Here is a 22,573-nt window from a genome sequence, read left to right on the forward strand (position 1 = left end):
GTGTCCGGAAGGGTGGGTGAGTTGTGACCGCGATCGACAAGCCTGTGCGCGAGGGCTCCCTCGTCAAGCGCGCCGCAATCCTGGCAGCGGCGCGAGACCTGTTTTTGCGCGATGGCTTCGAGCGCACCAGCATGGACGCCGTGGCGGCGCAGGCAAAGGTCTCCAAACGCACCGTTTACGACTACTACGGCGACAAGCGGCGGCTCTTGCAAGGTGTCGTTGAGGACGCCGCGGAATCGCTTGTGCGTTCCTTACGCAAAGCTCTGGCCGAGCACCTCTCCGATGATCCCCCCATCGGCACAGCCCAGGAACTTGAGAGCGCATTGACGGCATTCGCCATCGACCTTGGCGAAAACGTGATTGCGTCGGCCGATTACGCCACCGTGTTCACCCTCATGGGAGAGCAGCGCGTTCAACTCCCCGAGTTGGAAAGTCCTCTGCTCCTTTCCGCCATGTTGGAGGACCCGATCGGAGAGCGTCTGGCGCACTTTCACGAGAGAGGCCTCCTCAATGCCCCCGACTCTCGTCTCGCGGCGGATCAGCTCAACGCATTGACGACGCTTCTGGTCAACAACAGCCAGCCCGATCCCATCAATCTTGACCTAAAGAGCGTTCGCCGCACCATGACAGAGGGCGTACGGACGTTCATGCGCGCCTACGCAGCTCAGCGCCGAATGTGACGGTCACGGGCAGATAAGGACGGATACCAACATCGACGATCAGACTTGATGAAATCGGCCAAGCCCACGCCGCAGCGTTTTGAGCCTGTGTAACGCCTGGAGCGGAACAACCCCGTTGCCGAGCGCGGTGAGCTGCCGGGTCTGCGTAAGCCCGATCAGCGAGTGGGTCACCCATCCCTCATCGAGCCCCATTAGCCATTTCACGAAGACCGGCGCCGGCCGAGGTTGTGCCGCGTCGTTCAGGATGGCTGGCGCTGGTGCGGGTCTTCCAACGATGCGTTCCCAGCGAGCGATGGCCGGGGCGTAACGTCCCCGGCGTCGAAGAACTCCTCGATCACCTGGTGGCTCAGGGCGATCGTGCCACCGCGCGCTTTTCACCTCAGACACCCGCGCTCGCGGACGCCGCCCCCGTGAGAACACGGGAAATCAGGGTTCGCAACGCCGGACGGGTGTTTGAGAATCGCTTGGGAAGGTCCACCACTCCACATCCCCATCTGACCCGCAATTTTTCGGTGGAGACGTGCGGGCCATGCCGCCTTTCCGGCGCGTCCGCTACGACACCCAGTGCGCGCACCGGCCACATTTACGATGCTGTGAAGGCCGTCGCCTGCGCCCAGGATGCGGATAGCGGAGAGGTGACCCAGCCGGGCCTGGCTCAGAACGGCATCAACTCGAAGGTGCCCACGGTGCGGATCATGGCGGCGCCGATGCCGCGCCGGCGATACTCGGGCTGGGTTCCGACGAAGTGCAGCGTGAGCGAGCCATGGCTCAGCCAGGCGACGGCCGTGCCGGCGATCTGACCGTCGTCGAGGCGACCGGCCAGCCTGATCACCGTACCGTCACCGGAGAAGGCCGGACGGTCGAGCGTGATCTCAGGCCGGTTCGCCGTAGGCCGCGGGCCGAGGTGAACAGCCCAGCCAAGATCATTAAGGTTTTCGTCACGCGGGCCTGACGCGCTTGGTGAGGGCAAAGTCCCAGCTCATACATATATTTGGCTTCTAAAAGTAACGTTCTCCGGCCTATTGTGCCTATCAAGCGATAGGGCTAGCCTCTCCTCCACGACCCCGGGTGGAGGTATGTCGACTCTGCTCCGCGATCTTCGAACGACCCTGCCTGCAAGACATGAGGTGGTCCCCATGGGCGTTAACTTGCCGTCACTACGGACGGCTCCGCGCCGGCGTCTGGCGGCGGTCGGATCCGTGCTCGTTCTGAGCTGGCTGCTCGCCGCCTGCACCGGCGGCGGCGCCTCGCCCGGTCGGCCCACCGGATCGGCGACCGGCGTACCGCGCGAAGGCGGCACGGCGACGTTCGCCGAGGCACCCGGCACCGCGCCGAACTACATCTTTCCGATGGACAGCCTGGCGTACTTCAACACCTCGAACATCAACGAGTTCCAGTACCTGATGTGGCGGCCGCTCTACTGGTTCGGCGACGGCGACAAGATCGTCTTAAACGAGGACCTGAGCCTGGCCGAGCCGCCGAAGTACAGCGCGGGCAACACCGTCGTGGACATCACGCTCAAGCCCGGCAACTGGTCGGACGGCAAGCCGATCACCAGCAGGGACGTCACGTTCTGGATCAACATGCTCCGGGCCAACTCGGCCGACTACGGCCAGTACGTCCCGGGGTTCTTCCCCGACGACGTGAAGAAGGTCGCGACGCCGAGCGACACCGAGATCGTCCTGACCCTGGACGCCCCGGTCAACCCGACCTGGTTCACGTTCAACGAGCTCAGCCAGATCACCCCCATGCCCCAGCACGCCTGGGACAAGACGTCGGCCGACGGGCCCATCGGCGACCACGACCTGAAGGCCGCCTCGGCCAAGGACGTCTACAAGTTCCTCGACGGCCAGGCGCGCAAACTGCAGAGCTACGCCGACGACCCGCTCTGGCAGGTGGTCGACGGGCCGTGGAAGCTGTCGGAGTTCCGGCCTGACGGGTACGCCGAGTTCGTCCCGAACACCGCGTACTCGGGCACCGACAAGCCCCACCTGGCCAAGTTCGTCGAGCAGCCCTTCACCTCCGCCGCCGCCGAGTTCAACGCGCTGCGCGCCGGACAGATCACCTACGGCTACATCCCTCAGACGAGCATGGGCCAGGCGAAGGCCCTCACCGCCCTGGGATACACCGTGGACCCCTGGTACCTCTGGTCGATGAACATTCTCCCCATCAACTACAACAATCCCAAGGTCGGGAAGGTGTTCTCCCAGCTCTACATCCGCCAGGCCATGCAGAGCCTGATCAACCAGCCGCAGTACATCTCCGCGATCCTGCACGGCAACGGCGCCCCGGACAACGGCCCGGTGCCCACGAAGCCGGACTCGCTCTATCTCGGCGCCGCGGGCAGGACACCGCAATACCCCTACGACCCGAAGCACGCCACCGAGCTGCTCACGGCCAACGGCTGGACGGTCACCCCCGGCGGCGTGACGACCTGCACCTCCCCGGGCACCGGCGCCGGGCACTGCGGCGAGGGCATCGCCGCAGGCCAGAAGCTCAGCTTCGACCTCGTCTACTCCTCCGGCGTCCCGGAGGTCGACCAGGAGATGCGCGCGTTCAAGTCGGCGCTGAGCCAGGCCGGCATCGAGCTCAACCTCTCCCAGGCCCCCTCCAACGACATCTTCGGCGTGATCACGCCGTGCAAGCCGTCGGACGCGTCCTGCGGCTGGCAGATGGCGTACTGGGGCACCGGCTGGCAGTTCGCGCCCGACTTCTACCCGAGCGGCGAGGTCGCCTTCTCCACCGGCGCGGTCGGCAACTGGGGCAGCTACAGCGACAAGACCATGGACGCGAAGGTCGCGGCCACGACCACCGACAGCGACCCGGCCGCGTTCACCGACTGGGAGGCCTACACCGCCGAGCAGGTGCCGATGCTGTTCATGCCCACCGAAGCCAACCAGGTCTCCGCGATCAAGAGCGACCTCGGCGGCGCGATCCCGCAGCCGTCCGCCGGCCTGTCGCTCACGCCGGAGAAGTGGTACTTCACCGAGCAGGGATGACGACATGACCAGGTTCACCCTCCGGCGCCTCGGGCAGAGCGTGCTCGTCGTCCTCGGCGTGACGATCGTGGTGTTCGTCTTCACCCGGCTGCTGCCGGGCGGCCCGGCGCGCGCGATCCTCGGACCGCGCGCCACACCTGCCGCGATCATGGCGTTCGACCACGCGAACGGCTACGACAAGCCGCTGGTAACGCAGTACTGGGTGTGGCTGACGCACCTGGTCACCGGGGACGTCGGCTACTCCTACAAGCAGAACCAGACCGTGTCGAGCCTGATCGCCGACCGGCTGCCGAAGACGCTCCTGCTCGTCGGCGCCGCGAACCTGATCGCCCTCGTGATCGCCGTGCCGCTCGGCCTGCTCCAGGCTGTGCAGCGCAACCGGCTCACCGACTACACCGTCACCGGCGTCGCGTTCGTCTTCTACTCGATGCCGCTGTTCTGGCTGTCGATCCTGCTGGTGATCTTCTTCTCGATCGACCTCGGGATGTTCCCGCCGCAGGCCCCCCAGGGCGGCTTCGGTGACGTGCTCGCCCACCCGGGCGGGCTGGTGCTGCCGGTGCTCACCCTGACGCTGGTCACGGTGGCGCTGTTCACCCGGTACACGCGCTCATCGGCGATCGAGACGCTCACCCAGGACCACGTGCGCACCGCACGCGCCAAGGGCGCCTCCACGACGATCGTGGTGCTCCGCCATGTGCTCCGCAACTCGCTGCTGCCGATCATCACGATGATCGGCCTGACGCTCCCGGTCGTGGTGAGCGGCGCGCTGGTCGTCGAATCGGTCTTCAACTATCCCGGCATGGGCCTGCTGTTCTGGAACGCGGCGCAGACCCAGGACTACCCCATCCTGCTCGGCACCACCGTGGTGGTCGGCGTGGCCACCGCGCTCGGGTCGCTACTCGCCGACCTGCTGTACGCGGTCGTCGACCCCCGCATCCGCGCAGCGCGATGAACGGCACGAGGAGAGACAGATGACCCTCATCGAGGCGCAGACACCCCCACCACCCGAGGTTCCGGCCGCCTCGCGAGGCGCGCACGACTCGCCGTTCCGGTCGGCGCTGAAGGTCTTCGTGCAGAACAGGCTGGCGGTCGTCGGCCTCGCGCTGGTCGTGCTGATCGTCGTGTTCTCCTTCGTCGGGCCGCTGGTCTACCACACCGACCAGGTGCACACGAATCTCGACCAGGTGACGATGGCGCCGGGCTCAGGGCATCCGCTCGGCACCGACAGCGTGGGCTACGACGAGCTCGGCCGGCTGATGGTGGGCGGACAGACGTCCCTGGAGGTCGGCCTGGCCGCGGCCGTCATCGCCACCCTGTTCGGCAGCGTGTGGGGGGCGATCGCCGGGTACGCAGGGGGACTGCTCGACGGCCTGATGATGCGCGTCACCGACGTGCTGCTCTCCATCCCGACGCTGTTCTTCCTGCTGCTGATGGCCACGATCTTCCGGCCGTCCAAGCCCGTGCTCATCATCGTGATCGCGGTGGTGTCCTGGCTGATCCCGGCCCGGCTCATCCGCGGGGAGACACTCACCCTCAAGGTCAGGGAGTATGTGCAGGCCGCACGCGGCATGGGCGGCGGCGGCCTCTACAACCTGTTCCAGCACGTGCTGCCGAACGCGATCGGCACCATCGCCGTGAACGTGACCTTCCAGATCGCCGACGCGATCCTCGCGATCGCCGCGATGAGCTACCTCGGGCTTGGCGTGCCGCCCCCGGACGCCGACTGGGGCGGGATGCTCTCCGACGGCGTCAACTACAGCTACTCCGGCTACTGGTGGCTGATCTATCCGCCCGGTGTGGCGATCGTGCTCACGGTGGTGGCCTTCAACTTCATCGGCGACGCCGTACGCGACTCGTTCGAGTCCCGGCTGCGGACGGTAAGGGGCTGAGCGGAATGACGGCGAACCCGTTGCTGCGTATCGAGAACCTGCACACCCACATCCGCTCCGGCGACGTGACGGTGCACGCCGTCAACGGCGTCGACCTGCACGTCGACCGCGGTGAGGTGCTCGGCATCGTGGGCGAGTCCGGCAGCGGCAAGACGCTGACCGCCCTGTCGGTGATGCGCCTGCTCCCCCATGGCGGGCGGGTCGCGGGGGGACGGATCCTGCTGGACGGCCGCGACCTCGTCCCGATGGAGGAGAAGGCGCTGCGCCACGTCCGGGGCGCGGAGGTCGGCATGGTCTTCCAGGACCCGCTCTCCTCGCTCAACCCGACCATGACCATCGGTGACCAGGTCGCCGAGGCGGTACGGCTGCACCGGCGGGTCTCCAAGAAGCAGGCGGTCCTCAGGGCGGTCGAGGTGCTCGACCAGGTCGGCCTGCCGGCGGCGGCGCGGCGGATCCACGACTACCCGCATCACCTGTCCGGCGGCATGCGGCAGCGCGTCATGATCGCGATGGCGCTGGCCTGCGAGCCGAAGCTGCTCATCGCCGACGAGCCGACGACGGCACTGGACGTGACGATCCAGAAGCAGATCCTCGGGGTCATCGACCGGCTGCGGCGCGAGCTGGACATGGGCGTGATCCTGGTCACCCATGATCTCGGCGTCGTGGCCGGGTACGCGGACCGGGTCGCGGTCATGTACGCCGGGCGGGTCGTGGAGACGGCCACCACCGACGAGCTCTACGGGCAGGAACGCCATCCGTACACCACCGCCCTGTTCGACGCGCTGCCCGAGCGGGCCGTGAACGCCGGGGAGCCGTTGCGCAGCATCCCGGGGCAGCCTCCGGACCTGTCCGCGCCGATCATCGCGTGCCCGTTCGCCCCGCGCTGCGCCCACGTGACCGATCGATGCCGCGCGGAGTATCCACCGGCGTCCGTCGAGGGAACCGGTCACGTCTACCACTGCTTCGTCCCGATCGAGCACGTCGCCGCGGCTCCGGGCGCGTCGGCCGGGCCCGCGGTGGCCCCGCCGGCGGTCTCCGAGCGGGACGCGCCGGTCGTGGTGGAGCTCGTCGACCTGTACAAGGAGTTCCCGCTGAACCGGGGCGTGCTGCAACGCCAGGTGGGAACGGTCAGCGCCGTCGCCGGGGTCAGCCTGAGCATCCGGGCGGGTGAGACGTTCGGGCTGGTGGGCGAGTCCGGCTGTGGAAAGACCACGATCGGCCGGATCCTGGCCGGTCTGGAGCGGCCGACGTCCGGACAGGTGCTGTACCACGGTGACGACCTCGCCGGGCTGCGCGGGGCGGAGCGTAAGCGCAAGCTGCGCGGGATCCAGTTCATGTTCCAGGACTCGGCGGCGGCGATGGACCCCCGGATGCGGGCGGGATCGGTGCTCGCCGAGCCCATGCGCGTCCAGCGGTCCGCGGATCGCGCGGCACGGCAGGCGCGGGTGGAGGAACTGCTGGACCAGGTCGGCATGGCGCGGGCGGCGGCGCGGCGCTATCCGCACGAGTTCTCCGGCGGGCAGCGGCAGCGGCTCGGGCTGGCCCGCGCGCTCGCGCTGCGGCCCGAGCTGGTGGTGGCCGACGAGCCGGTGTCCGCGCTGGACGTGTCCATCCAGGCGCAGATCCTGAACCTGATGCGCGACCTCCAGCGCGACGCGGGCATCAGCTACGTGGTGATCTCTCACGACCTGTCGGTGGTCCGCTACATCTCCGATGTCATCGGCGTGATGTACCTGGGCAAGCTGGTCGAGGTCGGCCCCGCGGCCACCGTGTACGAGAGCCCCGCCCACCCGTACACCAAGGCGCTGATCGACACCGTGCCGGTCGCGGATCCGCCGATCGAGCGGACCAGGCGGGCGAACGTCCTGCACGGGGAGATCGCCAGCGCGACCAACCCGCCGAGCGGCTGCCGGTTCCGCACCCGGTGTCCCATCGCCGCGGACATCTGTGCCACCACCGAGCCGCCGCTGGCCCAGCTCGGGCCGGACGCGCGGCGCGTGGCCTGCCACTTCCCGCTGACCCCCCGCTGACATGCCTGAAATCAAGGGAGACATCCCCATGCGGCACCGACGAAGGCACTGGCTCGGCATCGTCCTCACCCTCGCGGCCGTATGGACCCTGGCGAGCTGCACCGGCGGGCCCGCGCCCGCCACCCCGGCCAAGTCGACCGGGACGCCGGTCACCGGGGGGACGGTCACGTTCGCGGAGAACCAGGCGTCCGGCCCGGTCAACTACATCTTCCCGCTGGTGTCGCTCGCGTACGACCTCCCGACCAACATCCAGTTCCAGGGCCTGATGTACCCCCCGCTGTACACGTACGGGAACAAGGGCGGCGTCGAACTCGACGACGCGCGCTCCTTCGCCGACCCGCCCGTCTACTCCGCCGGCGACAAGGAGGTCACCATCCACCTGCGGAAGGCGAGCTGGTCGGACGGGACCCCGGTCACGGCCCGGGACGTCGTGTTCTGGATCAACCTGCTGCGGGCGAACATCGACTCGTGGGCGCTGGCCATCCCGGGCAGCTTCCCGCGCAACGTGACCGAGGTCAGCACCCCTGACGACCACACCGTCCGCCTGAAACTGGACAAGGCGTACTCGCAGACGTGGTTCTCGCAGACGCAGCTCTCCCAGATCTACCCGGTGCCGCAGCACGTGTGGGACAAGACGTCGGCGGGCGGCGCGGTCGGGGACCACGACACCACGACGGCCGGCGCCAAGGCGGTGTACAAGTTCCTCGACGCGCAGTCCAGAGACCTCGCGGGCTACGCGGCCAACCCGCTGTGGAAGGTCGTGGACGGCGCCTGGCAGCTGTCGAAGTTCCGCCCGGACGGGTACGCCGAGCTGGTGCCGAACCCCGGGTACGGCGGGACGAACAAGCCGCGGATCGACAAGTTCGTGATGCAGCCGTTCACCTCCGACGCCGCCGAGTTCAACGTGCTGCGCTCCGGCGACCTCACCTACGGGTATCTGCCGCTGTCGGACATCAGCCAGACGAAGGCCCTGGAGGCGCTCGGGTACACGGTGCGGGCGTGGCCGTCCTGGTCGATCTCCTACATCGTGCTCAACTTCAACAACGCCGAGAACGGGGCGATCCTCAAGCAGCTCTACGTACGTCAGGCGCTGCAGAAGCTCGTCGACCAGCCCGGCTACGTGCGGACGTTCCTCAAGAACGCCGGCACGGTGACCAACGGGCCCGTGCCCGCGCAGCCGGCGAGCGCCTTCCTGAGCCCTCTGGTGAAGAGCGGCGTCTACCCCTACGACCCCGCCGGCGCCGCGAAGCTGCTGAGCGACCACGGCTGGACGGTCACGCCGGACGGTGTGAGCACATGTGCCAAACCGGGGACCGGTGCCGGGCAGTGCGGTGCCGGGATCGCCGCCGGCGCCCCGCTGCGCTTCAGCCTCCAGTACATCAACGGCGTGCAGTACCTCGATCAGGAGATGAAGGCCTACAAGTCGGCCCTGTCGCGGATCGGGGTGGTCCTCGACCTCGGGCAGGCGTCCGCGAGCGAGGTGGTGTCCAACGCGAGCGCCTGCTCCGGCGCCCACTGCACGTGGCAGCTTGCCCAATGGGGGTCGCCGTCGTGGATCTGGAGCTCGCCCTACCCGAGCGGTGAGTCCATCTTCGCCACCGGAGCGGGGGTCAACGCCGGCAGCTACAGCGACCCGGTCAACGACGCCAACATCAAGGCGGTGCAGACGTCCTCCGGCGGCCAGGCGTTCCTGACGTACGAGGACTACCTCGCGCAGCAGCTCCCGGTGATCTGGCTCCCCAACGCCGACAACCAGGTCTCGGTGATCAAATCCGATCTGGGCGGGGTGAGCCAGAGCCCGCTGCTCAACCTCGACCCCGAGAACTGGTACTTCTCCCGCTGAAAGGCATCGACGATGGAACTCATTGAACGGGTGGGCACCGGCCGGTACGCGCTGCCCACACGGGTCGACCCGGCCAGGACCGACCTCGTGGCGGAGTTCGAGGCCGATCCTCACGCCTGGCACGGTGACGACCTCGCCCTGCTCCTGGGCCTGCTGCGCACCAGCACCGACGTCCCCCGGCTGGTCCTGCTGGTCAACGACCCGGACGGCCCGTGGGCCCTCGCCGAAGCGCCCGCAAGGCGCGGTGAGCCGGCCCGGCCGCTGCCGGGCGCCGTGTTCGACAGCCGGGCCGACGCCGAGCGCTTCGCCTTCCGGCTGCGCTGGGCGGCGCTGGGAGGCGACCCCACGGACACCGCCGAGGCCGCGCGATGACCGCGGCCGGCCCGGTGGGCGCCAAGCGGATCGTGGGGTACGGCGACGAGATCAGCGTGCTACCCGGGCAGACCATAGCGTTCCATGTGAGCTGCGAGCCGCCGGTCGACTCCTACGAGGCGACGATCGTGCGCATGCACAGCGGCGACCCTCGCGCGGGGGCCGTCGGCCTGCGCCACACCCCGGTCCTGCCCGTCGGCGTCTTCCCGGGGCACACCCGCACCACCGTGGCCGGGTCGTACGGCGTCGCGCCGGCCGGCGACGCCCTCGATCAGGAGGTGCTGACACCGGCGGTCCTGGCGCTGCCCACGCTCGCCGCCGGGCGGCGGCAGGTGCTCCTCGCCGCCGAGAAAGCCGCCGAGAAGTCCGCCGGGGAGGCCGGCGAGAAAGCCGGCGGCGCGTCGGTCACGCTGCTGCTGGACGAGCTGCTGCGCCCTGCGGTGCACGTCGACGGGCGGCAGGTCGTGCGCGGCGAGACCCCGCTGACGGTGTCGCGCTGGCACGTGCTCGTCGCGGTGGTCGACCGGCGGGCGGGTCGCGTGCGGCTCGCCTACGGCGCCGCCGATTCAGCCGAACGCACCACCGCCGAAGCCCCCCTCGACCCGGCCTCCCCGGGGCCGGCCGGCGGAACCGGGCCCGGGGCGGGCGGCGCGTGGACCGTCGTGTTCGGCGCGGAGCTCGGCGGCGGGACGGCCCCCCGGCACCCCTTCACCGGACGCCTGGAGCGCCCGCTGCTGGCCCGGGAGCCCGGCATGGCACGCGCCGAGGAGCTGCTGCTCGGGGACCGCGCGGTGCTGCGCGACGCGGGCGACCTCATCGCCGCGTGGGACTTCGCCGAGGACATCTCGTCCTGGGACATCCGTGACGCCGGCCCGTCCGCGCTGCACGGCACCCTGCACAACCTGCCCCAGCGCGCGGTTCGCGGGACGCACTGGCAGCGGGGCACGACCGACTGGCGTCAGGCCCCTGACGAGTACGCCGCCGTGCACTTCCTCGCCGACGCGATCGAGGACTGCCGCTGGCCGGTGGACTTCACCGTCACCGTGCCGCCCGGCACGCCCAGCGGGTTCTACGCCGCGCGGCTGTCGAGCGGGCAGGACGAGGAGTTCGTGCCGTTCTTCGTCCGGCCGGCCGCGACCTCGCGGCGGGCGTCCGTGCTGCTGGTCGCCCCGACCGCGACGTACGGCGCCTACGGCAACAGCCGCTTCTGGTGGGAGAGCCCGATCCAGGAAGCCGTGCAGGACCGGCTGGTCGAGCTCGGTCCCGAGGAGCAGTACCTGCTCACGCACTCGGAGCTCGGCCTGTCCAGCTACGACTGCCATCTCGACGGCACCGACGTGTGCTACGTCTCGCGGTTGCGGCCGAACCTGAACATGCGTCCAGGGCATGTGCGGGCCGAGGGCTACACCTGCGACCTCTACCTCGTCGACTGGCTGGAGCACGAGGGCTACGAGTTCGACGTCGTCACCGACGAAGATGTGCACCGCGAGGGCGCGGACCTGCTGGCCCGATACCCGGTGGTGCTCACCGGGACCCATCCCGAGTACATGTCCGCGCGGATCTTCGACGCCTTCGACGGCTACACGCTGGGCGGTGGCCGGCTGCTCTACCTGGGAGGGAACGGCTTCTTCATGAACGTCAACTTCGACCCGCGGCGACCGTGGGTGATGGAGAACCGCCGTGTCGACCTGTGGGAACGTGATGAGGAGACGCAGCGCGCCGAGTCGTACAACTCCACCGACGGACTGCGCGGTGGCAGGCTCGGCGCGATCGGGCGGAGCGCGATGGCCGCCGTCGGCGTCGAGTCGGCCACCATGGGCTTCGACCGCTCCTATCCGATCGTGCGTGACGACCGGTCCCGCACTCCCGCGGCGGAGTTCGTGTTCGCGGGCGTCGACTCCGAGGTGATCGGCGACTACGGGGCTCTCGGCGGAGGGGCGATCGGCCAGGAGTGGGACAACGCCGCCGGGCACGTCCCGGCACCGGGTCACGTGGTGCTCGGCTCGAGCCGCGACCACTCGCTCGTGCCGCCGCTGTTCGGCGCGAGCAAGCCGGACTACCACGGCGACGTGGTGCTGCTGTTCAAGGGGGCCGGCTGCGTCTTCTCCGCCGGGTCGATGGCCTGGTGCGGCGCCCTGTCGCACAACGGCTACCGCAACGACATCTCGACGATCACCCGCAATGTCATCGACCGGTTCCTCGACCCCGAGGCGTTCGCGGGGGTGGCCGCGAATGGCTAGGAACGAGTCCGCCCGCGCGGAGGAGCAGAGCGAGACCCGGCACCGGATCCTCCGTGAGGCCGCCAATCTGTTCGCCGAGAAGGGGTACGCCGCCACGACGACGCGGGAGATCGCCGCGGCCGTGGGCGTGCAGCAGCCGTCCTTGTTCCACCATTTCGGTTCCAAGCAGGAGATCCTCGACAACCTCTTGCGCGTCAGCATCGAAGCCACAGCGTGCAACCTGAAGGAACTGGTCCGTACCGAGGGCTCACCGGCGCAGCGGCTCATGGCCCACCTGTTCCTGGACGCCCGGCACATCCTGAGCTGCCCCTACAACCTGCTCGGGCTGCACGCGGACGACGTGCTGCTCGGCGACTTCGGGCGGTGGCGCGCCAAGCTCGACGAGGTGCACCGCGGCATCCGCCACCTGGTGCGCAGCGCCGTCGAAGAACGCGAGTTCGTCCCGGTCGAGCCGGAGTTCGCCCAGTGGACACTGACCGGAGGGACCATCGCGATCATCCGGATCCACGGCGGGGTGGCCCGGCAGCGCCCCGAAAGAAAGGCCTGGCAGGCCAGCCGATTACTCACCCGGATGTACCTAACGAAACCGGAAGAGCTCGACGCCTGCCAGCGGGGCGCCTCGGAGATCGCCCGGCGCGTCCTGCGCCAGGCCGCGCCGAGCGATCCCTCGACCGAGAACAGGAAGTAAGTGCGATGACCCAGCTTCGGCCCGAATACGCCTGGTCGCCCACCGGCTGGCCGTCGGAGTTCCCGAACGACGACCCCGCCCACGCCGAGGTGTGGTGCTACACCGACCGGTTCAGCTACCACCGGGGAGACCAGGTACGGCTGCACGCCTCGACGACCGCCGAGAGCTTCGAGGTCGAGATCGTCCGAGACGGCGCCCGGCCCCGCTCCATGCTGCTGCTCCAGGAGGTCGCCGGGAAGCACACCCCGACCGCGCGGGACTGCTACATCACCGGATGCGATTGGCCGGTGCTGGCCACCTTCGAGGTGGACGCCTCGTGGCCGAGCGGCTTCTACCTCGTGCTCGTACGGGTCACCCGCGCCGACGGCACGGTGTTCGAGCGTGAGCACTTCTTCGTCGTCAAGCCGGACGCCGACGGGCCCAAGCGGCCTCTGGTGCTGGTCCTTTCGACCAGCACGATGATGGCGTACAACGATTGGGGCGGCGCGAACCAGTACCGCGGCATCGGTGACGATCCGCGCAACGACATCGGCGCCCCCGAGGTCTCAGCGCGGCGGCCGATCGCACGGGGCATGCTGCGCAAGCCGCCGGGCGCGCCGCGGGAGTCGAACATGTTCACGCCGCCGCCCTTCTGGGAGCCGCGGTACGAGGCGTACGAGTGGGCGAGGTACAACGGGTACTCCCGCCATCACGCCGACGCGTTCTGGGCGACCTATGAGCGTCCGTTCGTGGTGTGGGCCGAGGAGGCCGGCTATGAGCTGGACTATCTCACCCAGCACGACCTCGACGCCGATCCCGGCGTGCTCGCCGGGCACGCCTGCGCGATCGTCGTCGGCCATGACGAGTACTGGTCGTGGCGGATGCGGGACGCCGTGGACCGGTTCGTCGACGGCGGCGGCAACATCGCGCGATTCGGCGGCAACTTCTTCTGGCAGGTGCGCATCACCGACGACGGCGGCACGCAGATCTGCTACCGCGATCCCGCCGCCGACCCGGTGACGGGCACCGACGACGCGCACCTGGTCACCACCGCCTGGGACTACCCGCCGATCGGCCGCCCGGCCGCGGAGTCGATGGGGCTGACCGGTTCGTCCGGCGTATACGTTCGCTACGGCTGCGCGGCGCCGCGCGCCTCCGGCGGGTACACCGTCTACCGTCCCGGCCACTGGCTGTTCGAGGGGACCGACCTGTACTACGGCGACGTCATCGGCGCCGCGCCGATCGGCATCGCCGCATTCGAGCTCGACTCCGTGGAGTACACCTTCCGGCGCGGGCAGCCCTATCCGACCTTCGAGGACGGCGCGCCGGAGAACCTGGAGATCCTTGCCATGTGCCCGGCCGTGGCGTCGGAGGAGGACCGCTGGGCGGGCACGGTGCCGCTGGGCAGCGGCGGCCCGGGAGAGAGCCAGGGCCTGCGCGAGCTCACCGGCCGGGCCACCGGCGACGACGCCCCCGACTGGCAGTACGGCTCCGGCATGATGGCCGTGTTCACCCGCAACGGGGGCACGGTCGTCAACACCGGGACCACCGAGTGGGTCAACGGCCTCGTCGCCCGCGACTTCTTCACCGAGAAGATCACTCGCAACGCACTCGACCGGCTGGGCGGATAGGGGATGCGACATCCGATGCCGCCGTCCCAGCCCCGCCCGATCGAAGGAAATCCGTGACGATGCCCAAGCAACCTGAACGCGCGCCGATCGGCCCGGTCGACGCGTCGGTGGTACCGCGTTACGGCGGCGAGGCGACCTTCGCCCGGCTGCCGCGCCTCGACCAGGTGCCGCACGCCGACGTCGCGCTTCTCGGCGTGCCGTTCGACAGCGGGGTCAGCTACCGCCCCGGCGCGCGTTTCGGGCCGGGGCACATCCGGCAGTCGTCGCGGCTGCTGCGCCCGTTCAACCCCGCGCTGGGCGTGGAGCCGTTCGCCGAGCAGCAGGTCGTGGACGCGGGCGACGTGGTGTGCAATCCCTTCGATATCGGGGCGGCGGTCGAGTCCGTCGACTCGGCGGTGAGCGAGCTGCTGGACCGCGGCACCAAGGTGGTGACGCTGGGCGGCGACCACACGATCACGCTGCCGGTCCTCCGCGCCCTGTCGCGGCGGCACGGGGCCATCGCGGTCCTGCACTTCGACGCCCATCTGGACACGTGGGAGACCTACTTCGGGGAGCCGTACACGCACGGCACCCCGTTCCGCCGCGCCGCCGAGGAAGGACTGCTCGACGAGACGCGCTGCGCGCACGTGGGAATCCGCGGCCCGCTGTACAGCCCGCTCGACCTGGTCCGGGACGCCAAGCTCGGCTTCCGGGTCTTCACGAGCGACGACATCGAGGCGCGGGGCGCCGCGGCGGTGTCACAGGACGTCCGCGCGCGCCTCGACGGCGGGCCCGTCTACGTGTCGGTCGACATCGACGTGCTGGATCCCGCGCACGCCCCCGGCACCGGCACGCCGGAGATCGGCGGCCTGAGCTCCCGCGAACTGCTCGTAATGCTGCGCGGGCTGGCCGGCCTGGAAATCGTGGGCGCCGACGTCGTCGAGGTCTCACCGTCCTACGACCACGCCGAGATCACCGGCCTCGCGGCCGCGAACGTCGCCTACGAGCTGGTGTCGCTGCTGGCACTGGGCGCCCGCCCTCTCTCATCCCGCTGACTTCGATCTGGAGGACAAGATGGACATCTCCGCGGTAACGGTGCTCGGCGCGGCCGGCCGTGCCCCTTACGTGCCACCGCTGAGCGACTACGCCGCATCGTCGCCGTCGTGGACCGAGGCGGAGTTCACCGGCCTCGAGACCACTGCGGCATCGGTGCGGGCAGGCTACTGGACCGGTGAGCCGGGCAGCGTGCGGCTGGATCCGTGGCCCTACACGGAGATCTGCTCCATCCTCACCGGCCGGGTCGCGGTGGTAGACCAGGCGGGCGGGCGGCTGGAGTTCGGCGCCGGCGAAGGCTTCGTCGTGCCGAAGGGCTTCGTGGGCGACTGGCTGACGCTCGAAGCCGCGTCGAAGTACTTCATCGCGGTGGAGTGATCGGCGGCCCGCCTCCGCCCTGGCGGCCCGCCTGGACGGCGACGACCTCGATGCCGCGACCTGCGCCTACCTGTCCAGGCCGGCAGCCGCACCACAAGTGACCTCTCGTGTGATCGGAGGGCTCTCGCGCACCGGCGAACACCTGTTTCCATCTGAGCCACGACGGCCACTTCGGGCTCTCGATAGAGTTGAGTCTCCGCTCGCCCCACCACGAAAGGCCAGAGATCACCAGTGGCTGATTCGTTCGTTCACCTGCATGTTCACACCGAATACTCCATGCTGGACGGAGCGGCGAAGATCGGCAAACTGGCCGAGCGGGCAGCCGCGCTGGGCATGCCCGCGATCGCCATGAGCGACCACGGCAACATGTTCGGCGCCTACGAGTTCCAGTCGAGGATGAAGGCCGCCGGGGTCAAGCCCATCATCGGCATCGAGGGTTACGTCAGCCCGGAATCCCGCCACTACAAGCAGCCGGTGTTCTGGGGAGAGCCCCACCAGCGCAAGTCCGACGAGCGCACCGGTCTTGGCGGTGACGTGTCGGCCAGCGGCACCTACCTTCACAAGACCATGTGGGCGGTCAACGCGCAGGGCCTGCGGAACCTGTTCAGGATCTCGTCGCTGGCCTCCCTTCAAGGCCACATGAAGAAGTACCCGCGCATGGACGACGAGCTGTTCGCGGAGTACCACGAAGGGATCGTCGCCACCACCGGCTGCCCGTCCGGAGCAGTACAGACCCGGCTCCGGCTCGGGCAGTACGACAAGGCGCTGGAACACGCCGCCAAATACCAGGAGATCTTCGGGCGGGACAATTACTTCCTGGAGATCATGGACCACGGCGGGATCCCCATCGAGACGGGAGTGCGCGAGGATCTGCTGCGGATCGGCAAGGCCCTCGGCATCCCGCCCCTGGTCACCAACGACTCCCACTACGTGACCGAAGACCAGGCCACCGCCCATGACGCGTTGCTCTGCGTCGGCACCAACTCCCTGCTCAGCGACCCCAGCCGGTTCCGCTTCTCCGGCAACGGCTACTACGTACGCACCGCCGAGGAGATGTGGGCTCTCAACCCCAGCTCCGATATGTGGGCCGAGGGCTGCAAGAACACCCTGCTGATCGCTGAGCGGGTCGAGCCGTACGACGAGGTGTTCGCTCATCGTGACCTCGCCGCCAAGTTCCCGGTCCCCGAGGGGGAGACCGAGATGAGCTGGCTCCGCAAGGAGGCCCAGCGTGGCGCGGAACGACGTTACGGCGCTCCCGTACCGGCCGAGGTCGTGGAGCGGATCGAGTACGAGCTCGGCGTCATCGAGGGCATGGGTTTCCCCGGCTACTTCCTCGTCGTCGCCGACATCTGCCGCTACGCGCGGGAGAACGGCATCTGGCTGGGCCCGGGCCGAGGATCCGCTACCGGCTCCATGGTCGCCTACGTCACCGGCATCACCGAACTCGATCCCATCGAGCATTCACTGCTGTTCGAGCGGTTCCTGAACCCGGAACGCATCTCCATGCCCGATGTCGACCTCGACTTCGACGAGCGTCGGCGCGGCGACATGATCCGTTACGTCACGGAGAAGTACGGCGAGGACAACGTCTCGCTGATCATCACCTATATGACGATCAAGTCGAAGGCGGCGGTCAAGGACGCGGCCCGCGTCCTCGGCTACCCCTTCCCCGTCGGTGAGAAGATCACCAAGGCCTTCCCGCCGGCCGTCATGGGTAAGGAAATCCCGCTCACCGGCATCTTCGACGAGAAGCACCCCCGGTTCGCCGAGGCGACCGAACTGCGGAAGCTCTACGCAGAAGACCAAGACGTCAAGCAGGTCATCGACACCGCGCTCGGCCTTGAAGGGCTGACCCGGGGCACCGGCGTTCACGCCGCGGGTGTCATCCTTTCCTCTCAGCCGTTGATCGACGTCATGCCGATCTTCATGCGCCCTGACGACGGTGCCCGCATCACCGGCTTCGACGGACCCAGTTCCGAGTCCATGGGCGCCCTGAAGATGGACTTCCTGGGCCTGCGCAACCTCACCGTCATCGGTGACGCGGTGCAGAACGTGAAGGACAACCGCGGCGTCGACCTGGACATGCTCAGCCTTCCGCTGGATGACAAGAAGACCTATGAGCTGCTGGCCCGCGGCGAGACGCTCGGCGTGTTCCAGCTCGACAGCTCGATGATGCGGGACCTCACCAAGCTGATCGCCCCGGCCCGATTCGAAGACATCTCGTCCATCCTGGCCTTGGGCCGTCCCGGCCCCATGGGGGCGAACGCCCACGTCAACTATGCGCTGCGCAAGGCCGGCCAGCAGGAGATCACCCCGATCCATCCTTCGCTCAAGGAAGCCCTTGAGCCGATCCTCGGCACCACCTACCACCTGGTTGTCTACCAGGAGCAGGTCATGGCCATCGCCCAGCAGCTGGCCGGCTACACCCTCGGTGGCGCCGACATCCTGCGCCGGGCCATGGGCAAGAAGAAGAAAGAGGAGATGGACAAGCAGTGGGCCACCTTCTCCTCCGGCATGGTCACCAAGGGCTACACAGAGGAAGCAGCGAAGGCTGTCTGGGACGTACTGGAACCGTTCAGTTCCTACGGCTTCAACAAGTCCCACACCGCCGGGTACGGTCTTGTCTCCTACTGGACCGCCTACCTCAAGGCCAACTACCCGGCCGAGTACATGGCCGCACTGCTCACCTCTGTCGGTACCAACAAAGACCGCATGGCGCTCTACCTCGCCGAGTGCCGACGCATGAAGCTCAAGGTCCTACCGCCTGACGTCAACGAATCCGGTCTGCGGTTCTCGGCCGTCGGGGAAGACGTTCGCTTTGGATTGGGCGCGATCCAGAACGTCGGGGAAAACGCCATCAAGGGCATCATCTCGGCACGTCGCAAGAAGAGCGCCTACACCGACTTCAACGACTTCCTGACCAAGGTTCCTCAGGTTGTCTGCAACAAGCGCACAATCGAATCTTTGATCAAAGCCGGAGCGTTCGACGGACTTGATCATGCCCGGCATGGGCTGATCCAGATTCACGAGCAGGCCGTCGATGCGGTGATCGATGTCAAGCGCAAGGAAGCACTGGGCCAGGACTCACTCTTCGGTGCGCTCGACGAGGGCGGCGATGCAGGGAATGTCTTCCATATCTCCGTCCCGGACGGCGAGTGGGACAAGAAGACCAAACTGGCCTTCGAGCGGGAAATGCTTGGTCTCTACGTCTCCGACCACCCGCTCCACGGCGCCGAACGCATTCTGGAACGCAACCGGGATCTGACCATCGCTCAAGTTCTTGATGGACAGGCCGGGGCAGGAAACGTCCGCATCGCCGGCATCATCTCAGGCGTCGACAAGAAGGTCACCAAAAAGGGCGACGTCTGGGCAATCCTCAAGATTGAGGATCACGACGCGTCGATCGAGGTTCCCTGCTTCCCCCAGACCTACCAGCTATACGGCACCAACCTCGCTCCCGACCTGGTCGTCTCCGTCACCGGCCGGATCCGTTCGCGCGGCGACGGTGACGAAGCCACCATCTCTTTCAACGCCACCGACATCACGTTCCTCGACATCTCCGGCATCCAAGACGACGGCCGCGAGCCGATCGTGATCGCCCTCCGCGAGGAACGCATCAACAAGGAACTCGTCCACGAACTCAAGCGGATTTTAACCGTACACCCAGGGGAAACCCCCGTCCGCCTGCGAGTGGAGCGACTCAACCGGAAGATCAATGTTGTGGAGCTCCCCGACTACGCGGTGAACATCAACAACGGCGCATTCGCCGGAGACATCAAAGTTCTCCTGGGCGCGAACGCACTCGTAGTGTCATAAAAAGCAACTCCACCCCAGACCCGAGCCGAGTCGAAGTCATCTCTGACAGCAGAGCCACCCGAGTGTGGCCGATGCGGCCAGGCAGGCATCCTCTCGGCCCGGGTTCCGCACCACTTCGTCAATGCTCGAAACGAGACCGTTCGGGGTGCCGGCATCGGGGTTCTGTGCCCCCGCTGCGACATAGGCCAACCAGAAGCCGGTCCCTTGATCGCGTGGTTCACCGATTTGAAAAGGTGATCGTGGTGGATGTCGAACCGACCAACGGCTCACGGGCGTCGGGCTAGAGGTTCTCCGGCTCGATGGCGGTCCCGATGTGCGTGGTGAGGACCAGGCCGTGCGGGTTGTTCCAGCCTGATCCGGCCGCCAGGCGCTCCGCGGCCTGCTCGGCCCTGGGCTCCTTGAGGACCTGCTCGCCCTGTGCTCCTTGAGGACCTGCTCGGCCCTGTGCTGCTTGAGGGCCTTCACCAGGTTCTCCGGGAGCCGGATCGCACACGGTTTCCGCGTGGGGGCGAACCTCAACCTTTGACGGCCTCTGCGATCTGCCGTGCGACCTGGGCGGGTGTCAGGTGCGTGGTGTCGATGACCTCGGCCTCGCCATGTAGCCACGTGCGGGCCGCCTCGGCGTAGGGCTCAAGGTATTTGAGACGGAAGGGGGAGGGGCCAAGAAGAGTGTCCCCCTCGATGCGCCTGCGGAGAGTGTCCTGGTCAGCGTGGAGGACGAAGTGCCGTACCGGAATGGCATGCCGGGTGAGGCCCGTGCTGATCTCGCGCCAGTACTGCTCGACCAGGACAGTCATGGGCATCACCAGAGTGCCGCCGGTGTAGTCGAGTACGAGGCGGGCGGTCTCGACGACGAGTGGCCGCCACGGCGGCCAGTGCTGGAAGTTGTCCGTCGCCGGCAGCCCCGGCGTGATGTCCATGAGCGTCGCGCCTACCTTCTCGGCGTCGAACACCCGTGAGTCCGGAATCAGTTGCTGGACGAGCGGAGCGGCCGTCGTCTTGCCTGCGCCATGGGTTCCGTTGATCCATACGATCACGAGACCCGATGCTACGTACTTCCGCTCCGACCCGAACCGGTAGGTCGGCCGCGCCCGCTCTTACGTCACTCGACTGCTCCGCCAGAACACGAGCGATGGGAACTGCCGGTGGGAAGGGAGCTCCGGCCGGCGAGGCCGATCCCGGCAAGCCCTGTCATCGGCTGTGATCGTCGGCCGGAGGTTGATCGATGTCGTGTTCGCCGTGGATGATGGCATGCGCCGCCTCCGACAGGCGCAGGCCGCTCGTGCGCGCGTAGACGCACAAGGAGTCGAAGGCCTCGTCCATGTCGCTGTTATGGCGCTCGGCCAGCATCCCCGTGGCCTGCTCGGTGAGCGTGCGACTGTTGAGCGCGGTCTGTAGCTGCTCTGTGGCTGCCTCATATCGCTCCAGCCCGCGCTGGTGCAGGATGCTGATGGTGGCGACATTGGCCAGCGCCTGCCCGATGTGCAGCTCATCGGTGGTCAATCGGCCGGCTGCCGTCCGTAACAGGGTGAGTGCGCCGATGACCCTGTCACGGTGACGCATCGGCAGTGCCTGGACCGCGACGAAGCCGGCGAGCTGCGCCGCTGCGGCGAAACGGGGCCAGCGCCCTCCCCCGGCGATCAGATCGGCACTGGTCACCGGCTCGCCGGTGCGGTAACAGTCCAGGCCGGGGCCGTCCACGTCCTGGAGCTGGAGGAGTTTCAGCATGCGGGCCTGCTCAGTGGAAGCAGCCATCGGACGCAACCGCCCTTGCCGGTCGGCCAGCAGCAGCCCCGCCGCGTCGACGTCCAGCAGTCGCACGCAGCGCACGGTGAGCTGGTGTAACAAATCGACGACGTCGAAGTCTCCGACAAGGGTGTCCGTCAACTCGGCGAACGCGTCGGTCAGTTGGCGTTCCCGCGTCACGGCTGCCTCCCAGAAGGGACCTGCAGAAACGTTGTCCTCCTGGATGTTCATGCTTACCTAACTACACTCAGGTCATGCCGCACCAGCCCGTGAATTTGGGCTCAGCGAGCGCGGGGCTGCGAGCCAGTCGAGCCGGCGGGCAACTTGCCGGGCGGTGTCGATGACGGCGTTGACGTATGGAGACGGGTCGCCTGAGCGCCACAGGAGCGACCAAGGGTAGTGGGGGTTTGGTTCGGTCAGTGGCCGCCAGACGGTGCCTGGACGGTTGGATGTGCGGGCGGAGGAGGGGACGCAGAGCACGCAGCGGTGCTGGAAGACGAGATCTTCAGCTGCGTGGTTGCTCTCGACGGTTCCCTTGTAGACGGTGGGCTCGAAGCCGGCTGAGCGGCACAGTTCGCGGACGAACTGGTTGGACTCCGGCGTCTGGGCCTCCTCGCCGAGCAGGAGGAGTTCCTCGGCCAGGGATGCGACGGGCACCCCGTCCAGCGCAGCGAAGCGGTGGGTATCAGGAACCAGCACGCCCAGCGGATCGAGCCGGATGAGCTCGGAGGCCATGTCGGGGGGGAGCTGGGAGGAGAGACCGATCCCGATCTCCAGGCGCCCGTCGGCCAGTTTGCGGTACTGCGCGGGAGTGCTCGCCTCGACCTGGTGGATCGTCAGCTCCGGATGGCGTCGCTGTACGGCTTGCAGGATCCGGGGCATGGAGTCGTAGCCCGCGTCGACGATGCCCACCCGGAGTGTGGGCGGAGAACCGACGGCGTTCCGGGCCGCGTGCGCCGCCCTACCCGTATGGTCGAGGATCTGCCGGGCCTCGATGAGGAAGGCGGTGCCGGCCGGGGTCAGTTCGACGTGGTGGGTGCTGCGATTCAGCAAGCGCACACCTAGTTCGCGTTCGAGACGTTGCACCTGTTGGCTCAGCGCGGACTGCACGATGTGCTCACGAAGCGCCGCCCGGCCGAAGTGCAGCTCCTCGGCCAGGGTCACGAAGTAACGGAGCTGACGTAGCTCCATGGGCCATCCCCTCCGGCCTGCGGCGTCGACGCGGACCCGCGTTTTCCCACCTTACGTCC

Annotated in this window: 18 protein-coding genes; 14 read left to right on the top strand and 4 right to left on the bottom strand. The window is 68.1% G+C overall.

Going from position 1 to position 22,573, the window contains the following annotated elements:
• The first annotated feature begins 23 nt into the window (after positions 1-23).
• The gene (locus ACGFIB_RS24950; RefSeq protein WP_393375321.1) at positions 24-680 is read left to right on the top strand and encodes a TetR/AcrR family transcriptional regulator; all 657 of its coding nucleotides are present in this window, start codon (positions 24-26) and stop codon (positions 678-680) included.
• A 655-nt stretch (positions 681-1,335) separates the two neighbouring features.
• Here the strand turns inward: ACGFIB_RS24950 and ACGFIB_RS24955 are convergent.
• A complete protein-coding gene (locus tag ACGFIB_RS24955; protein WP_393375324.1) occupies positions 1,336-1,512 on the bottom strand; it encodes a GNAT family N-acetyltransferase in 177 nt (58 codons plus the stop codon).
• A 304-nt stretch (positions 1,513-1,816) separates the two neighbouring features.
• Between ACGFIB_RS24955 and ACGFIB_RS24960 the strand changes: the two genes are divergently transcribed.
• The 13 genes from ACGFIB_RS24960 (at position 1,817) to ACGFIB_RS25020 (ending at position 19,814) form a co-directional block, all read left to right on the top strand.
• The gene (locus tag ACGFIB_RS24960) at positions 1,817-3,679 is read left to right on the top strand and encodes a peptide ABC transporter substrate-binding protein (protein ID WP_393375327.1); all 1,863 of its coding nucleotides are present in this window, start codon (positions 1,817-1,819) and stop codon (positions 3,677-3,679) included.
• Between the two features lie 4 nt (positions 3,680-3,683).
• Positions 3,684-4,631, top strand: a complete 948-nt coding sequence (locus tag ACGFIB_RS24965; protein WP_357245502.1) for an ABC transporter permease — start codon at positions 3,684-3,686, stop codon at positions 4,629-4,631.
• A 19-nt stretch (positions 4,632-4,650) separates the two neighbouring features.
• The gene (locus ACGFIB_RS24970) at positions 4,651-5,568 is read left to right on the top strand and encodes an ABC transporter permease (RefSeq protein ID WP_357245500.1); all 918 of its coding nucleotides are present in this window, start codon (positions 4,651-4,653) and stop codon (positions 5,566-5,568) included.
• A gap of 5 nt (positions 5,569-5,573) precedes the next feature.
• Positions 5,574-7,598 carry an ABC transporter ATP-binding protein gene (locus ACGFIB_RS24975; RefSeq protein ID WP_393375333.1) on the top strand — a complete coding sequence of 675 codons (2,025 nt, stop codon included), beginning with the start codon at positions 5,574-5,576 and terminating at the stop codon, positions 7,596-7,598.
• A gap of 28 nt (positions 7,599-7,626) precedes the next feature.
• Positions 7,627-9,441 carry a peptide ABC transporter substrate-binding protein gene (locus tag ACGFIB_RS24980; RefSeq protein ID WP_393375336.1) on the top strand — a complete coding sequence of 605 codons (1,815 nt, stop codon included), beginning with the start codon at positions 7,627-7,629 and terminating at the stop codon, positions 9,439-9,441.
• 12 nt (positions 9,442-9,453) lie between these two features.
• Positions 9,454-9,813, top strand: coding sequence for a hypothetical protein (locus ACGFIB_RS24985; RefSeq protein WP_393375339.1), 360 nt, complete (start codon positions 9,454-9,456; stop codon positions 9,811-9,813).
• A complete protein-coding gene (locus ACGFIB_RS24990) occupies positions 9,810-12,053 on the top strand; it encodes a N,N-dimethylformamidase beta subunit family domain-containing protein (RefSeq protein WP_393375342.1) in 2,244 nt (747 codons plus the stop codon). Before ACGFIB_RS24985 ends, ACGFIB_RS24990 begins: the two co-directional genes overlap by 4 nt.
• Positions 12,046-12,741, top strand: a complete 696-nt coding sequence (locus ACGFIB_RS24995) for a TetR/AcrR family transcriptional regulator (protein WP_357245486.1) — start codon at positions 12,046-12,048, stop codon at positions 12,739-12,741. Before ACGFIB_RS24990 ends, ACGFIB_RS24995 begins: the two co-directional genes overlap by 8 nt.
• A 5-nt stretch (positions 12,742-12,746) precedes the next feature.
• The gene (locus ACGFIB_RS25000; protein ID WP_357245483.1) at positions 12,747-14,351 is read left to right on the top strand and encodes a N,N-dimethylformamidase beta subunit family domain-containing protein; all 1,605 of its coding nucleotides are present in this window, start codon (positions 12,747-12,749) and stop codon (positions 14,349-14,351) included.
• Between the two features lie 59 nt (positions 14,352-14,410).
• Positions 14,411-15,385, top strand: coding sequence for an agmatinase (gene speB / locus ACGFIB_RS25005; RefSeq protein WP_142574543.1), 975 nt, complete (start codon positions 14,411-14,413; stop codon positions 15,383-15,385).
• Positions 15,386-15,404: 19 nt separating this feature from the next.
• A complete protein-coding gene (locus ACGFIB_RS25010; protein ID WP_357262495.1) occupies positions 15,405-15,761 on the top strand; it encodes a cupin domain-containing protein in 357 nt (118 codons plus the stop codon).
• Between the two features lie 231 nt (positions 15,762-15,992).
• Positions 15,993-19,577 carry a DNA polymerase III subunit alpha gene (gene dnaE, locus ACGFIB_RS25015; protein ID WP_357262492.1) on the top strand — a complete coding sequence of 1,195 codons (3,585 nt, stop codon included), beginning with the start codon at positions 15,993-15,995 and terminating at the stop codon, positions 19,575-19,577.
• A gap of 42 nt (positions 19,578-19,619) precedes the next feature.
• Complete coding sequence (locus ACGFIB_RS25020; RefSeq protein WP_357262536.1) at positions 19,620-19,814, top strand: DUF6300 family protein; 195 nt, start codon at positions 19,620-19,622, stop codon at positions 19,812-19,814.
• Between the two features lie 278 nt (positions 19,815-20,092).
• On the opposite strand, the gene ACGFIB_RS25025 is transcribed toward ACGFIB_RS25020, so the two are convergent.
• The 3 genes from ACGFIB_RS25025 to ACGFIB_RS25035 form a co-directional block, all read right to left on the bottom strand.
• Positions 20,093-20,614 carry an ATP-binding protein gene (locus ACGFIB_RS25025; protein WP_393375346.1) on the bottom strand — a complete coding sequence of 174 codons (522 nt, stop codon included), beginning with the start codon at positions 20,612-20,614 and terminating at the stop codon, positions 20,093-20,095.
• A 154-nt stretch (positions 20,615-20,768) separates the two neighbouring features.
• Positions 20,769-21,554 (bottom strand): GAF and ANTAR domain-containing protein, encoded by a 786-nt coding sequence (locus tag ACGFIB_RS25030; protein WP_393375349.1) that lies wholly within the window; start codon positions 21,552-21,554, stop codon positions 20,769-20,771.
• Between the two features lie 21 nt (positions 21,555-21,575).
• Positions 21,576-22,514, bottom strand: coding sequence for a LysR family transcriptional regulator (locus tag ACGFIB_RS25035; RefSeq protein ID WP_393375351.1), 939 nt, complete (start codon positions 22,512-22,514; stop codon positions 21,576-21,578).
• Positions 22,515-22,573 lie beyond the last annotated feature (59 nt).

Origin of the sequence: Microbispora bryophytorum, assembly GCF_043197435.1 — a bacterium.
Taxonomy (GTDB): domain Bacteria; phylum Actinomycetota; class Actinomycetes; order Streptosporangiales; family Streptosporangiaceae; genus Microbispora; species Microbispora bryophytorum.

Bases quoted from the DNA above. Each gene is read 5' to 3' on its own strand.
- ACGFIB_RS24990 (WP_393375342.1), top strand. From the start codon at position 9,810: ATGACCGCGGCCGGCCCGGTGGGCGCCAAGCGGATCGTGGGGTACGGC.
- ACGFIB_RS25000 (WP_357245483.1), top strand. From the start codon at position 12,747: ATGACCCAGCTTCGGCCCGAATACGCCTGGTCGCCCACCGGCTGGCCG.
- ACGFIB_RS25035 (WP_393375351.1), bottom strand. From the start codon at position 22,514: ATGGAGCTACGTCAGCTCCGTTACTTCGTGACCCTGGCCGAGGAGCTG.
- ACGFIB_RS24980 (WP_393375336.1), top strand. From the start codon at position 7,627: ATGCGGCACCGACGAAGGCACTGGCTCGGCATCGTCCTCACCCTCGCG.
- ACGFIB_RS24965 (WP_357245502.1), top strand. From the start codon at position 3,684: ATGACCAGGTTCACCCTCCGGCGCCTCGGGCAGAGCGTGCTCGTCGTC.
- ACGFIB_RS24985 (WP_393375339.1), top strand. From the start codon at position 9,454: ATGGAACTCATTGAACGGGTGGGCACCGGCCGGTACGCGCTGCCCACA.
- ACGFIB_RS24960 (WP_393375327.1), top strand. From the start codon at position 1,817: ATGGGCGTTAACTTGCCGTCACTACGGACGGCTCCGCGCCGGCGTCTG.
- ACGFIB_RS25030 (WP_393375349.1), bottom strand. From the start codon at position 21,554: ATGAACATCCAGGAGGACAACGTTTCTGCAGGTCCCTTCTGGGAGGCA.
- ACGFIB_RS25010 (WP_357262495.1), top strand. From the start codon at position 15,405: ATGGACATCTCCGCGGTAACGGTGCTCGGCGCGGCCGGCCGTGCCCCT.
- ACGFIB_RS24995 (WP_357245486.1), top strand. From the start codon at position 12,046: ATGGCTAGGAACGAGTCCGCCCGCGCGGAGGAGCAGAGCGAGACCCGG.
- speB (WP_142574543.1), top strand. From the start codon at position 14,411: ATGCCCAAGCAACCTGAACGCGCGCCGATCGGCCCGGTCGACGCGTCG.
- ACGFIB_RS24970 (WP_357245500.1), top strand. From the start codon at position 4,651: ATGACCCTCATCGAGGCGCAGACACCCCCACCACCCGAGGTTCCGGCC.
- ACGFIB_RS24975 (WP_393375333.1), top strand. From the start codon at position 5,574: ATGACGGCGAACCCGTTGCTGCGTATCGAGAACCTGCACACCCACATC.